Source organism: Solibacillus sp. FSL R7-0668 (assembly GCF_038006205.1).
Taxonomy (GTDB): domain Bacteria; phylum Bacillota; class Bacilli; order Bacillales_A; family Planococcaceae; genus Solibacillus.
On the sequence record NZ_JBBOUU010000001.1, the window covers coordinates 1824538 to 1838758 of the forward strand.

The 14221-nt window shown below is 36.0% G+C and carries 15 protein-coding genes and 1 riboswitch; of the genes, 7 read left to right on the forward strand and 8 right to left on the reverse strand.

Features of this window, described 5'->3' with window-relative positions; translation table 11 throughout:
* The first annotated feature begins 82 nt into the window (after positions 1 to 82).
* The 5 genes from MKX47_RS08825 (at position 83) to MKX47_RS08845 (ending at position 5366) form a co-directional block, all read left to right on the forward strand.
* Positions 83 to 3169 (forward strand): efflux RND transporter permease subunit, encoded by a 3087-nt coding sequence (locus MKX47_RS08825; protein ID WP_340773124.1) that lies wholly within the window; start codon positions 83 to 85, stop codon positions 3167 to 3169.
* Positions 3170 to 3309: 140 nt separating this feature from the next.
* A complete protein-coding gene (locus tag MKX47_RS08830; RefSeq protein WP_340773126.1) occupies positions 3310 to 3894 on the forward strand; it encodes a helix-turn-helix domain-containing protein in 585 nt (194 codons plus the stop codon).
* Positions 3895 to 4328: 434 nt separating this feature from the next.
* A complete protein-coding gene (locus tag MKX47_RS08835; RefSeq protein WP_340773128.1) occupies positions 4329 to 4547 on the forward strand; it encodes a hypothetical protein in 219 nt (72 codons plus the stop codon).
* 29 nt (positions 4548 to 4576) lie between these two features.
* Positions 4577 to 4753, forward strand: coding sequence for a hypothetical protein (locus MKX47_RS08840; RefSeq protein ID WP_340773130.1), 177 nt, complete (start codon positions 4577 to 4579; stop codon positions 4751 to 4753).
* A gap of 178 nt (positions 4754 to 4931) precedes the next feature.
* The gene (locus MKX47_RS08845) at positions 4932 to 5366 is read left to right on the forward strand and encodes a hypothetical protein (RefSeq protein WP_340773133.1); all 435 of its coding nucleotides are present in this window, start codon (positions 4932 to 4934) and stop codon (positions 5364 to 5366) included.
* Positions 5367 to 5661: 295 nt separating this feature from the next.
* Here MKX47_RS08845 and MKX47_RS08850 read toward each other — a convergent pair whose 3' ends face one another.
* The 3 genes from MKX47_RS08850 to MKX47_RS08860 all read right to left on the reverse strand — a co-directional run bounded on the left by MKX47_RS08850 (position 5662) and on the right by MKX47_RS08860 (position 6937).
* On the reverse strand, positions 5662 to 5922 hold the full coding sequence (locus MKX47_RS08850) for a Txe/YoeB family addiction module toxin (protein WP_340773135.1): 261 nt from the start codon (positions 5920 to 5922) through the stop codon (positions 5662 to 5664).
* The gene (locus MKX47_RS08855; protein ID WP_340773137.1) at positions 5915 to 6181 is read right to left on the reverse strand and encodes a type II toxin-antitoxin system Phd/YefM family antitoxin; all 267 of its coding nucleotides are present in this window, start codon (positions 6179 to 6181) and stop codon (positions 5915 to 5917) included. Before MKX47_RS08855 ends, MKX47_RS08850 begins: the two co-directional genes overlap by 8 nt.
* Positions 6182 to 6715: 534 nt before the next feature.
* Entirely contained in the window at positions 6716 to 6937 is a 222-nt protein-coding gene (locus MKX47_RS08860) for a hypothetical protein (protein WP_340773138.1), read from the reverse strand.
* 325 nt (positions 6938 to 7262) lie between these two features.
* Between MKX47_RS08860 and MKX47_RS08865 the strand changes: the two genes are divergently transcribed.
* A complete protein-coding gene (locus MKX47_RS08865) occupies positions 7263 to 7499 on the forward strand; it encodes a hypothetical protein (protein WP_340773140.1) in 237 nt (78 codons plus the stop codon).
* A 93-nt stretch (positions 7500 to 7592) separates the two neighbouring features.
* Here MKX47_RS08865 and MKX47_RS08870 read toward each other — a convergent pair whose 3' ends face one another.
* From MKX47_RS08870 to MKX47_RS08890, 5 genes are all read right to left on the reverse strand, one after another.
* Positions 7593 to 8147 carry a TVP38/TMEM64 family protein gene (locus MKX47_RS08870; RefSeq protein WP_340773143.1) on the reverse strand — a complete coding sequence of 185 codons (555 nt, stop codon included), beginning with the start codon at positions 8145 to 8147 and terminating at the stop codon, positions 7593 to 7595.
* A 512-nt stretch (positions 8148 to 8659) separates the two neighbouring features.
* Positions 8660 to 9415, reverse strand: coding sequence for an energy-coupling factor transporter transmembrane component T (locus MKX47_RS08875; protein ID WP_340773146.1), 756 nt, complete (start codon positions 9413 to 9415; stop codon positions 8660 to 8662).
* Positions 9396 to 10766, reverse strand: coding sequence for an ABC transporter ATP-binding protein (locus tag MKX47_RS08880; RefSeq protein ID WP_340773149.1), 1371 nt, complete (start codon positions 10764 to 10766; stop codon positions 9396 to 9398). Before MKX47_RS08880 ends, MKX47_RS08875 begins: the two co-directional genes overlap by 20 nt.
* Complete coding sequence (locus MKX47_RS08885) at positions 10759 to 11340, reverse strand: ECF transporter S component (protein WP_340773150.1); 582 nt, start codon at positions 11338 to 11340, stop codon at positions 10759 to 10761. Before MKX47_RS08885 ends, MKX47_RS08880 begins: the two co-directional genes overlap by 8 nt.
* Position 11341: 1 nt before the next feature.
* Positions 11342 to 11923: a YkoF family thiamine/hydroxymethylpyrimidine-binding protein gene (locus MKX47_RS08890; protein WP_340773153.1), complete on the reverse strand. Its 582-nt coding sequence runs from the start codon at positions 11921 to 11923 to the stop codon at positions 11342 to 11344.
* A gap of 80 nt (positions 11924 to 12003) precedes the next feature.
* A riboswitch (TPP riboswitch) is annotated at positions 12004 to 12109 on the reverse strand.
* A 424-nt stretch (positions 12110 to 12533) separates the two neighbouring features.
* On the opposite strand from MKX47_RS08890, the gene MKX47_RS08895 reads away from it, so the two are divergent.
* Positions 12534 to 13709: a DUF4272 domain-containing protein gene (locus tag MKX47_RS08895; RefSeq protein WP_340773155.1), complete on the forward strand. Its 1176-nt coding sequence runs from the start codon at positions 12534 to 12536 to the stop codon at positions 13707 to 13709.
* Positions 13710 to 14221 lie beyond the last annotated feature (512 nt).

Below are 14221 nucleotides of genomic sequence, written 5' to 3' on the forward strand. Positions count from 1 at the left end.
GCCCCTTTCGTTTGACACGTGACCGGCTAGTCATTATTATAGAATGGTGGTTACATATAGTCAAGAAAGGTAAGGTGAAACCGTGAAAGGCTTAGTTAATTTTGTATTAAAAAATAAGCTAGCAGTATGGTTGTTAACAATCATTATTGTATTCTCTGGTATTTATTCGGCTTCTCGAATGAAAATGGAATCTATTCCAGATATTTCGATCCCGTACTTAATTGTAATGGGTGTCTACCCTGGTGCAACACCAGAGCAGGTGATGAATGAGCTTTCGATTCCTTATGAAAAGGCAGTTGAAAGTTTAGAAGATGTCAAAGCAGTGTATTCGACATCAAGTTCAAATGTTTCACAAATTCAAGTGGAATATGAATATGGCGTGGATATGGATGAAAAGAAACGCCAACTCGAATCGGCATTAGATAATGTCAAAATTCCTGAAAGCGCACAAGAACCATCAATTATGGCTATCAGTATGAATATGATGCCAGTTATTGCGTTATCTGTAAGTAGTTCAGAGGAGGACATTATAGAGTTAACTTCAACGGTAGAAGACATCATTTTACCGAAGTTAAACAAAATTGATGGCGTAGCTTCTGCGACTGTAACAGGTCAGCATATCGAACAAGTTGCCTTCACATATGATGAAGAAAAAATGAAGGCACTTGGATTGACTGAGGATTCTGTGAAGCAAATGATTCAAGCTAGTGATTTAGCCGTTTCATTAGGTTTATACGAATTCGAGGACGGCGAGCAGGCGGTTGCGGTAGATGGTAAGTTCAAAACAGAGGAAGAGTTAAAAGAAATGCTCATCCCTGTGACACCATCTGAAGCAAACCCTACACCATTCGTCAAACTTGGAGACATTGCAACGATTGAGAAGGTTGGTAAAGTTCAATCGGTATCTCGTACAAACGGGGAAGATGCGATCTCAATTCAAGTAGTTAAAGGTCAAGATGCCAACACAGTGACCGTTGTGAATGCTGTAAAAGAGTTAATCGAGGAAGAACAAGATTTAATTTCAGGCTTACAAATTGATATTTCGTTAGACCAAGGAAAGCCGATTGAAGATTCCGTATTTACGATGATTGAAAAAGCGGTATTTGGTGGGTTAATTGCGGTATTGATTATCCTGTTATTCCTACGTGACTTTAAGTCAACAATCATTTCGATTATTTCAATCCCAGTTTCAGTATTTATGGCATTGCTCTTATTAAACTGGATGGATATTACGTTAAATATTATGACGCTCGGTGCGATTACCGTTGCAATTGGTCGTGTTATTGATGACTCGATCGTTGTTGTGGAAAACATTTATCGTCGTATGCATTTAAAAGAAGAAAAATTAAAAGGCCGTGCATTAATTCGTGAAGCAACGATTGAAATGTTCAAACCAATTTTATCGTCAACATTAGTAACGATTGCTGTATTCGCACCGTTAATGCTTGTTGGTGGGATGGTGGGTGAACTATTTATTCCATTCGCATTAACGATGTCATTCGCGTTAATTGCTTCATTAATCGTAGCGATTACAATTGTCCCAGCACTTTCGCACACATTATTCTGTAAAAAAATCTACGGTGAAAAATCAGAAAGTCAGCATAAAGAAGTTGGAAAACTAGCAACAACATATCGTAATTTCCTAGAAAAATGTTTAAATCATAAATGGATCACATCTATCGTTGCAATTGTCATGTTAGTTGGTTCTTTAGCGTTAACGCCATTAATCGGCTTCAGCTTCATGGGCTCTCAAGAAGAGAAAGTCATGTATTTAACGTACACACCAGCAACTGGTGAGTTAATTGACGATACGTTAGCGAATATTGAAGTTGTTGAAAAAGAATTAATGAAGCGTGACGATATTGATATTTTACAATTATCTGTAAACACGGAAACAACAACAGATGCATCGGCTATGATGACAGGTGGCGCAGCTGGTGGTGGATTAATGTACTTAATCTTTGACCCAGATATGGAGAATTTCCCTGCTGCGAAAAAAGAAGTAGAAGAGTATATTTTTAACATTGGTCAAACAGGCGAATGGAAAACGCAAAACTTCGCAATGGGTATGTCTTCAAACGAAGTAAGCTACACACTTTATAGCGAAGATTTAGATAAGTTAAATGATGCAGTGAAACAGGTAGAGGATGTATTAGTAGATATCGATGGTCTTGAAGATGTCGAATCAAATGCCTCAAACCCATATGTAGAGCATGTCTTAAAAGTAGAGCAAGAAAATGTTTTACAATATGGTTTAACAACGGCACAAATTTTAATGGCATTGCAAACAAATGATGCCAAAGAAGTATTAACGACGGTTGAATCAGATGGTGAGGATATTGATGTCATCGTACAGCGTGAAACAAAATCAGCTGCACTGAATATCGATGAGCTATTAAAAACACCGATTCAAACGATGACGGGTCAAACGATGACAATTGGTGACTTAGTAGAAGTGGAAGAAAGCACAACATTAAATTCACTTTCTCGTCAAAAAGGGGAATACTTTGCAACAGTATCGGCAACAATTACGGACAAAGATATTTCAAAAGCAACAGCTAAAGCAGATGAAAAAATTAATGATCTAGATTTACCTAAAGGGGTTACAACAGGTGTTGGTGGTGTAGCAGCAGATATGGCTGAAACCTTCACACAATTAGGTGTCGCGATGCTTGCTGCGATTGCGATTGTCTACTTCATTTTAGTTGTAACATTTGGTGAAGGGTTAGCGCCGTTTGCCATCCTATTCTCATTACCATTCGCGGTAATTGGTTCATGGGTAGGCTTATGGGCAACGGGTCAAACGATTTCGGTATCTGTTATGATGGGCTTACTGATGTTAATTGGTATCGTTGTCACAAATGCCATTGTATTGGTAGACCGCATTATCCATATGGAACGTGATGGCATGAATATGCGTGAAGCGATTCTAGAAGCGGGGGCAACTCGTTTACGTCCAATCTTAATGACGGCGATTGCCACAATTGGTGCGATGTTACCAATGGCATTTAGTAGCGGCGGTGGCGGTCTGATTTCGAAAGACTTAGCCGTTACGGTAATTGGTGGTTTATTATCATCTACATTATTAACATTAGTCATTGTTCCGATTGTTTACGAAGTTCTTTCTAAGCTATTGAAGAAAAATCGTAAAGATATGGAAGAAAATTAACTGAAATTATAGCCTGTGTGGAAACTTTTCCATACAGGCTTTTTTAGAAGGATTTGGAGTGAAAGTGGGAGAAAACTCTACGAAGCGTTGGTTGTTGAGCAAAAGAATTCAATGTAAGGTAGAGAAGTGGAGGGATATTGATGAATAACGAAAAAATAGGGCTGCTCATTTTGACATTGCGTAAAGATAAGGGACTCACACAAAGGCAATTAGCCGATGCCCTACATTTATCCGACCGAACGATATCAAAATGGGAGCGTGGTCAAGGGTGCCCAGATATTACACTGCTAGCACATTTATCAACGATTCTCGAAGTAAATATCGAAACACTACTCGGTGGTGAAATTCAATCGAATGATTTTGTAGGAGGAAACATGAAAAAATCAACATATTATGTTTGTCCAAGCTGTATGAATATTGGACTTTCAACAGGGAATTTTGAAGTTGCCTGCTGTGGTCGGAAAATAGAAGCTCTGGAAGCTGTTAAAGCAACAGATACTCAAAAATTAGCAGTAGAAGAAATTGATATGCAATGGTCAATTACTGCCGAACATCCGATGACCAAGGAGCATTATGTATCATTTGTAGCCTTTGCAACAGGCGATCAAATTCAGCTCTACAAGCAATTTCCTGAATGGGCATTGCAAGTTCATATCCCGAAGAAAAAACATGGCATATTGTTATGGTTTGATACGCGAGATGGGTTGTTTTATCAATATATTTAATTTATTTCAGCGGGTAATCAATTACAATTACGTCAAGGTATAACGGATTAGAAAAAGCAGTGTCCAAAAAATTGGAACCTGCTTTTTATTTTATTTGGATAGTTTTAATAATGAAAAATTATTCATCTGTGGTGTAGCTTGTGGTATTAGTTTGAATCAACTTTTCTATTGAATAAATTCAACAACGCGTGCATTTAGATCACAATTTTGTTTCAAGTTAATAAAATTGCTTAAATCATAATTTAGTCGATTAAAAATAATAAAGGCATTTAAAAAAAGATTACCTATCGACGCGTCGAGAACTAATGAAGGAAATTATTGTAAGTTTAACGAGGGATTCGATATAATAATATTTACGATTAAAATGATGAAAGAATAATTAACGGTGTATTTGTGAAAGATGAAGGTTTTTTAATTAAACGTGGAGGGAGAAAATGAGAAAGTATTTAGTTATTTTAACTGTAATTTTGTTACTTTTATTAGTTGGTTGTTCACAACAACAAGAAACATTAACAAAGGCAGAAGATAACAATAGCAATCATATAGGGAAAAATACTTCAGATTTAGATATACCTTCTAAAGAAAGTATTATAAAGGAGGGGTATCCAACAAATGGAAATGGTCAAACCTATGGACTAATATGGGAGACTTAATTCTTAGTGAACTTGGAGAACCTGATTTAATGTTGGCAGAAGGCGAAAACGGAACAAATGGGTATGTGAAAAAAGAGGATTTGCATGGTCCACATCCTAAAACTCCTGAAGAAGCTGTTAAACTTAATACTACTAAACCAAGAGCAATTCCTTTGTATGATGATGATGGAGAGACTGTTATCGGTAAGTTTATTGTAAGTGGATAGAAGCTGTTCTATTATTGATTAACTTATGGTAAAGATAAAGTTACGAGTGCTTAGTGTAACAAACCTTACAATATTCCCAAACACCGCTTTGGTAGCTTTATAAAGGGTTATCAACGTTAGATAGAGAATGAACATATAGGGATTATTTGTATGTTACATAAAATTTTGAGGTGATTAGATGAAATATAGTGCGACTTCACAACGCATATTGATTTTATTTATGGCTTTTTTAGGTCTACTTTTAAGTTTTTTAAGTTGGGATATTTCAAATGTTAAATGGGTATCCTTAACGACATTTACATTCTTGTTTTTAATGGCATTTTTAAAATATACATTGCTAATAAAGAAAAATAAGATTTCTTATGCTGTTCAACTTTTTGGTCTAACTATTTATCGTAAAGAAATCGTGCCTACTAATATCAAAAACATTATTTTTAAACGAATAGGCTGGAAATCAAAATTAGCTGCCATTAAAGTAGACAAAGGTATTTCTATTCGAGTAGCTTTATTTAAACCTGAAAGTGTATATGATGATTTAATTGTATTTTGCGAAGAAAATGCTGTGGCTTATCATAAAACCAAAGATTATACGATAATTGAGAAAATGGGATAATACAAAACTCATCATAACTTTCGCAAAAATTTCTGTTACATATCTATACATTACAAAACAAAATAACGTTCCCAAATGTAAGTTTGGGGACACAGAAAAAGGCGACAAACGCTGTCAAATCAGTGTTTGTGGCTTTTCTTATGGAACATTCGTTATACAGCTTTTTTATGCAGTTTTCTACAAACCTATGAATACCAGCAATTTGAGCGTGATTTTTGGCAGGTTGCAGCTGGAGCCTTATGCATAAAATCATGCATATTTTTAGCCTAATTTTATGACAGCTTTCACGAACATTTTAACTATAATGGTCTTTTGCGGAATAAATATAAATCATGTCATTGGCTATGCGATAAATTAAACGATGTTCATCTGTTATACGACGGGACCATTTCCCTGACAATTCATATTTTAAAGGCTCAGGCTTCCCAATCCCTTCAAATGGATTGCGGTCAATGTCTTTAATTAATCGATTTATTTTTTTAATGGTGCTTTTATCTTCTTGATCATGCCAGTACATATAATCCGTCCAAGCATCATCTGACCAAACTTTAATCATCTTCAACCTCAATTAATTCATGAATTTTCACTTTACCTGTTTTGAATTGTTCATTGCCTCGACGAATTTTATCCATCACATACGCATTTGACAAGGTACGCAGCGTTTCTTGCATTGAATCATACTCACGCTTAGACATGACAACAACGGTATCTTCTACGTCTTTACTTGTCACAATAAATGTATCTGAATCTTCATTGATTTGTTTCATATAGCCACGTAAATTTTGACGGAAATTTGAGTACGTTACTGCTTCCATTTCAACACCTCCATTGTACAATATGTTGTACAACTAATTATAGTGCATACCATTCGATTTTGCAAAAGCAAAAAGCCTATTTTTATATAATCTTTTCACATTTTATTTAGGGAGAGCACTGTCAAAACGCATATTTTATAATGTTCTTTTTTGGTTATCTCTTCGCGTAGAATATCCGCTTTTTGTCGGCTGAATCCTTATTAAAAGCATTAAAAAAACCTTGTAATGGGGTTACTACCAACTTTGCACAAAACATACGTTAAGCAAAATTCGATAAGGATAATTATATATTTCCATACGCTAAGGTATTAAAAGATGTTTGAAAACTTTGGTATTACACTAATTACTGAACAGTGATTACTGATTGAGTTAATGGACATTTCGGAAAAGTATAATCCTTGATGAATCCTTTATCTGTAACTGAACAAAATCCTTCGCGTATAAATTCCAAAAACATAATAGTCACCAAATCAGTTTATAAAACAAAAAAAACTGCTAAAACGCAGCTCTTTGTTTTTTACTGATTTGACCCAACTAATTTTGATTAATTTGCATTTCAATTTTTTTTATTAGATTTTCCAATTGTTTTCTATCTTCTTTTCCATCTTTTGAGAAACAAGGTTCTTCACTGAAATGAAATGATGCAAAATCGTGTCCCATGAAACTACCATTACCAAAATTAAATAACTCATCTATTTTAGAACCATCTTGTTTATAATAACGAACTGAACGAAATCCAACAGAAAATAAACGCACAGGCAGTTTCTTTATTCGAAAAGTAGAAATTTACTTCTTTAGTAATCTCTTCAGTAGGTCTAACGCTGCAACCTAAAAGAAACGTTATAGGAAGTAATTTTAATAGCTTTTTCATGTTTAGTCCTCCTGGTATCCATGAATGCGCAATAACATGTGAAGCTCCTCTAAAATGGCCGCATCATCTTCCATGACGAATATTTTATACATAGTTGACTCCTTTAAAAGTTTGGTACTATTATACATGAGATGTGAAGTTGAGGGGGAATTAATAAAGTATTGCGCTGGCATTTGCCTGAAAAACGTTGTAGGAAAATGAGGTGATTACATGTTGTTATTATGGAATCTCGCTTTTTGTGTTTCAATTTTCACATTAATAATGGGTCTTGTAAAACAATCTTGGAGGCTACTATTAATTAGTTCGATCCCAACTTTACCAATCGCACTATATTTTTTAATGGGTGCGGAAAATGCATTTAAATATGTTGGTTTTAGCCCACTGTTATTATTAATTTTAACAGCTGCCATGTGGGTTATGAATAAGCGGAAAATGAAGTTTAATTAAATTCAGAAAAGTCACGAAACATTGTAATATCAGCGTTTCGTGACTTTATTATGTATAGGAGCAATCCGAAGCATGGGATAGGTAAAATTGCATTTATCGGCTCCATGTTTGTTTTAACTTTTTCCCGAGTAAAAACAAAGCGAGTAAATAAAGGGCGATAATCAATACCGTATCCCATTTACCGGCTGCTATTTGATGACCGACAAGTGAAAAGGCTAAAATGGTTGGTAGCTTTCCGAGCAAGGTTGCGCCAATAAAGGCAATGAAACCAACATTCGAAATACCTGCAATTAAATTAATTCCCGCTGAAGGCAAAATCGGAATAATTCGGCCAAGTAACACCGCTAAAAAGCCATTTGTCTCAATTAACTTCATGTATTTGGTTAAATATTGTTGCTTTGTTACATACTTCAATGCCATGCGCCTTAGCCATCGTTTACTTAGTAAAAATAGCAAGAGCGATCCAATTGTTGTCCCAACCATATTAATAAGCAAACCTGGTAGAAAATCATGTTGACTAGCAACAAATGCAGCCAATACAGGAATCGGTGCAAATGGAATCATCGAAACCAACACCATAATTAAAAATTGATAGAGCCATGCAAAGGGGCTACCATTTTGTACAAAGTCTAGAAATAGATTTTCCATTATGTTTTTCCTTTTTATTATTTTGAAAAAGTGCTGTAGCTTCGATTTTGGTTTGATTGTATCCTATATTTATGTTTCAAACAACAATGTGTCTATTTGAGTTGGCGTTATGAAATAAATTTATTGAACAATAACGTCAAGGGATAATACCTAGAAACCATCAATTGTAATTTTTAGTTTAATGAATAAAACACAAGAAGCCGTCCATACTAGTAAAGATTTCACTTCGAATCTTAATGACTAGGAGGGTTAACCCGATGAGCGCGATTGATCGTTAACTCAAAAGGACCATCAAAGCTGAATGCGATTCATGCAAAGTTTTCTTATGAAAATTCATGCAGAAACGAGGCAGTGTGTCATGGAGAATTACAAGTAAGTGCGAATCAAGCCCGGAATTAAGTTTCCGGGTTTTTTGATGTTGTTTAAAGTAAAAAGGAGACGCTGATAGAGCATCTCCTTATCTCATGAAACAGTTAATGGAAGAAACTTTTTTTACTTCATTTATTTCTACTTCAACTAAGCCATATTTGATTGGTGCAACTCAAAAGAAGCACGAATAGGAATAATGCGACACAAACGCCATCTATTTTACTTACTGTTATCACTTGAAAATAGCTACTTCTTCGCTCTCCAGTAAAACCTCTTGCTTCCATTGCGAATGCAGCGCGCTCTGCTTTACGAACAGCACCTGCTAACATTGGGATTAAAACTTTGTGAACACCAAGAAGTCGTTTCAATCTATTTTTTTCTGGAGTCGCTCCTCTTAATCGATGTGCTTGCTGAATTTGAATAAATTCATCCTTTAACACAGGTAAAAACTGATAGCCAACCAGAACCCCATAGGCAATTTTAGGGGACAATTTTAATTGTTGCATTAAGCTCATAATAAAAGTTGTTGGATTTGTCGTAAAAGCGAACAAAAGAGAAAGACTTGAAAATGCTAATACCCGAAAGCTTAATGAAAGAGCATGATACAACTGTGATTCTGAAACGTTAAGCATCCAAAAAGACCAAACAACAGGTCCAGGTTGATCTTCCGCGAAAACTAGCGTTGTCCAAAAATATCCGAAAGCCGTTATGAAAAATGGAATCATAAACAATAACCATTTTTTCCAATCAATCTGACTAAGCAATAATTGCAATGCTAGTATGCTTAACCAGAATATGAGCGGAGTCCAAGGATCAAAAAAGAAAGCCATTGTGAACATACAACCTGTAAAAAGTAAAAACTTAAGTGAAGGATTCATACTATTTAATGCATGCTTCACGTGCCTTCAATCCCTTCGGTGGTAGTAAGTGATGAGCTAAAAGTAGGTTTTCATTTCCCCAAACATCCCTAGCCGGAAACTTCCCAGTTAGACGCCCATTTTTGAGTAATAATATTGAATCTGCCATGCAATAAGCAAAATCCATATCATGTGTGACGATTAAAAACGTTGTACCAGAGCGGGACCTTTCATCGATTAATTGAAATAATTCACACAGTGAAGCTGCATCTTGACCAGAAGTAGGCTCGTCCATCACAATTACATCGCGTCCATCGGAGAGCATTGCTGCAATTGCTACTCTTCGCTTTTGCCCATGACTAACAGCAAATGGGTGAGCCCTAGCAAGAGGGGTTAAATTTAGTCGATTTAACATATTAGTGACATCCTTTTTGCCACCAAATGCTACTTCATCTTGCACATTATTTGTCAAAAATAAAAACTCCGGTGACTGGGGGACATACCCTAAACGTTTTGGCTGAATCGATCCGCTTGAGGGGATTAATTGGCATAAAGCTTTTAATAATGTAGACTTCCCACTACCATTGGGTCCAGCTAAAACAGTTATTTCCCCACGATTTAAGACAAAAGAAAGTTCTTGAAGATACGGCTTAGAACGGATGTTACTTGCTTGGAAAGATACATCTGCCTGCATGGAACTATTCCGTTTTTGCAATGGGGGAGCTTCCTCGCTTTTATTTAACGGGATGTTGCGTTCAAAAAAGTTCCCCCATAACTCTAACCGATGTTCAATTGCTACAATCGTAATATTTCGTTTTTCTTGTAGTTGATCCAACCATTCTACGTATTTTTGTGCAGTGTAAGGATCTAAGTGGGCAAGAGGTTCGTCTAACAATAAAACCTCGGGCTCCATAATGAGTGCACATGCGGTGGCAATTCGCTGCTTTTGTCCACCCGACAGCTTTTGAATAATTGCATGACGAAATTCGCTTAAGTCTGTCAAATCCAATATTTCACGTATGCGAGCATCCATTTCTTTTCTTGGTACATGTAAGTTTTCCAGAGTAAATGCAAGCTCTTCCTCTACCGTTTGCATGCAAAATTGTGCATCAGGATCTTGAAAAACAGTAGCAATCTGGTGATTAATTTCCCCGGGGATATAAGAAAGGCTGTCTTTGCCGAACAGCTCTATGAAACCATTTAAAATGCCATCACAATTGTCTGGATAGAGCCTATTGCATAAATAGAGGAATGTTGATTTTCCACAGCCGCTTGGACCTGTAATGACAACACGCTCCCCACGTCGAATAGATAACGAAAGATTCTCGAGTATTGGCTGTTCTTCGTCTGGATAAAAGAATGTTACATTGTGAAAGCAAATCACATTATGCATGTGATTCCCCCTTTTTCGAACTTGAAATGGCATAACCTCGGAGTGAACCGGTAGCGAGTAAGCCATCTGATAACACTTTTCCACCGACACCCGCAATGAGAGCGCCACTTGCTATGCGAAGCCCTAACATTAGCGCTACATAACCTGTGCTATACACGACAAATCCACCTAAAAAGTATCCATATACAAAGCTGAAAACGGCTGAGCCAATTCCAGCCAACATTAATACCCATAAATCAAAGCGTTTGTAACGTGTTGCGGCAAAAACAGCTTCTGCCCCTAAGCCTTGAATAACACCTGAAAGAATTAAACGTGGACCAACTGCATTGCCCAATAAAACCTCGATTGTTGCAGCGATTGTTTCAGAAACGACTGCTGCACCAGGTTTTCGAATAATATACATGCATATAATTGAGACGATAAACCAAATACCAAAAATCCATTCATACGCAATCGGACCGATAAACCCTGCCCAAATATTCCCTGCATGTAAAAACAGTAAATATACAATACCAAACACAACCGAAAATAATGACATCAGTACAATTTCTTTAAGTTTCCATGATTTCAGCATCTTAAAGACCTCCGTGAGAAGGACTATTAATGCTCATTGAAACTGTCATGACAAGATGTTGATGTTCATCTGATCGAGCATGTGTAAACGATTGCTCGTAAAAATCAAACACCTCATGTATGTCTCCGTGAATCCCGCTTGCATAATGCATCGACTCATTGTAAACACCATGTGCTTTTGCTCGATCTATTTCTCTATAAATCACATTCATATAATCAGGATTATTCAACGGATAAAGCGCAAATTGAGATGAAATGTATTGCTTCGTCGTATCGGTATTGGCTACTTCATCGCCTTTATCCAAAAAGACATCCCCTGCAGTATCACCTGGACAACCAGCAGAAAAGGTTCCAGATAATGCTATATGTTCACCCGTTTTAGCTACGTGTAATGTGAGTGCTTTTGCCACATTAAACACATGCACTTGTTTCCCACGAATCACAGTAGATACGTCATCCGTGTGCATCCATACATTTGAAGTATCCGTTTCTTGAAGCGCTTTTGTAATTACCGAAATAAAATCATTGGTCATTGGATAAAGTGAAAAACGAAATCCGACAATAGAGCTTGAACTGCATTGCATAGTAAAAAACCTCCCGAAAAATTGTCATAAAAAAAGACCACATCCGTGAAGATGCAGCCACTTATCCAATTTTAAGCAAACGGAAAGTCACCACACTTCCTCACGCAGGTATTATCCTGATCGAGTTATAAGGGATCGGAGCCATTGCTCGCATCTCAGCCAAAGTGGGCACCCCTAGTGCAGAAAAACGGTATGTAGTTTTTTTATGTGCCATCAGTATAACTTACCAATATTAAGAATGTAAATAAATTTCTAAAATTTCATACTTTTGTCTAAGGGATCATAAAAGATTTTTTGGCCTAACTATGCTTGATTAGATGAGTTGCGGCTTCTATCACACGAATGCCTTTCGCCCTGTTGTACGTGCTGTGTATGGACTGCAACTAACTCCACTTTTAAGGTTTTCATTTTTCCAATAAAGTAAATGAGTACAGGGAAGGCTAATTGTAGCATTGTATTAATATGCGATTCTTTAGTTTTCGAAGTCTAAATACAACTTCTTCAACTTTTTACACATCTATTGTATATTCATGGTATAATACCCTTTATTTTGGATTTTTTTAAAGCTTGATTTTACAATATAAATGCAATACCAAAAGGAGAGTTGAGTTTGAATTATTTCACAATATACGCTTCTAAGAATAATATTGACGATATTGGAAATGAGATTTTAGCTGTTTTCGCAAAAGGCTTTCGAATTAAGAGTACTGAAAAGGAATACAAAATTCAGTCCAAAGGGTTTTTTAACAAAGATAAGATGACGATACGGGTTAGTTCAGAAGATACAGACCCAGATTATTTCGAGAAAAATATACCCGGGATGATGGGTTTTTATGATGAAATCCCATTTGAAGATGAGCACCTTAAAGGACGAGTTTTAACGCAAATATCTGTGTTAAATACGATGATTGCAATTGAAGTGGAGAAAGATATGAATGAAGCTCAACTGCAGTTATTTACGAATCTACTCTCAAAAATAGGTGGGATTGGCTTTTTACCAAACGGTATGTTGTTAGATCAACAAGGTCTTGTTATTGTTTATCCTGATGGGAAGTCAGGACCTGCTAATTTCAGACCTCATAGTTGTACGAGAAAGATAATGGGATCTGAAGTTACCTCAGAAGAAGGGGAGCAAAGAAAAAACAAATCAATTAATTATTTAAGAGAACATGAAATCCCTTTTATTCCATCACTACCACAGCTCCTACCACTAGCACAATATCAGTTTAAGACTCAGGAACATATCGCTAAAAGAGCTGTAGCGTTGTTAATTGTTATTCAATATGCTTGTGATGTCAATCAAGGAGGAGATATACATAAATCGAAAGACTTCTTTATGACGATGTTGCAAAAATATGGAGTGGAAGATTATCTTACGGACAATGAACGAAACTTTTTACAAGTAGAAGAACCGAGTGAGCAAGAAGCAAGTAATATTTCTTGGCAATATGAAGCCTACTGGGTACTTATTTGGGCGTTAGGGCTTGTTGATACACTCGATTTTCCAGATGATATTTGCAACTGCCAATATGCAATCCAGGTTGTTTCAAGCTGTGAATCATTCGAGCAATTTTATAGCACAACTACAATGCTTAACAAGGAAAAGATATTAGATGAAGCAGACAAAATTTATCGATTGCACTGGGCTTGTGTAAATAGTCGAATACAAGGACAAGAAGCTCCAGCAAATATGAATGAAAGCATTGTCATAGAAAGACGTAGAGGATTGTTTTGGATAATAGGGCATCGAGATGAAGAATGGGATTATATTTCAATGGATACTTGATTAAAGATATTAAAGAGGTCACTAAGATTACTGGTTGCTTTCTTGCTTAATTTTAAAGATATAAGATTTAGGAACGATTCAAATAAAGATGGTTTTGAGCGGGCTTTAATGCAATTTCAATTGATTTGAGTATTAACGTGATTGGTAGAAGGGTTTTTTTTACTTATTCAATCTAGATTTAGGGGGGATATTTCGAAAAAACAGACTAAATCTTACTTTACCAGAATTAATGAGTTTTAATTACCGTCGGAAATAATTGTTAATTTGAGTGTTTTTTGCCCCGACTGAATAAAATTAAACATGTCTTCTAGAGGATGAATGCCGATGTCAGTGATTATAAGAAACAATCGCTATTACACTGGATCAAGTTAAGTGCTAGAAACATTAATTTTGCTAGAATGCGTTGGCTAAATATATTTTTGCTAACGCGTTTTTTATTTACTAAATTAGCACAAATTTATTATTTTTTTGAATAGAATGCTCAAAACTTCTTTCACCTAACTGCTAAATGA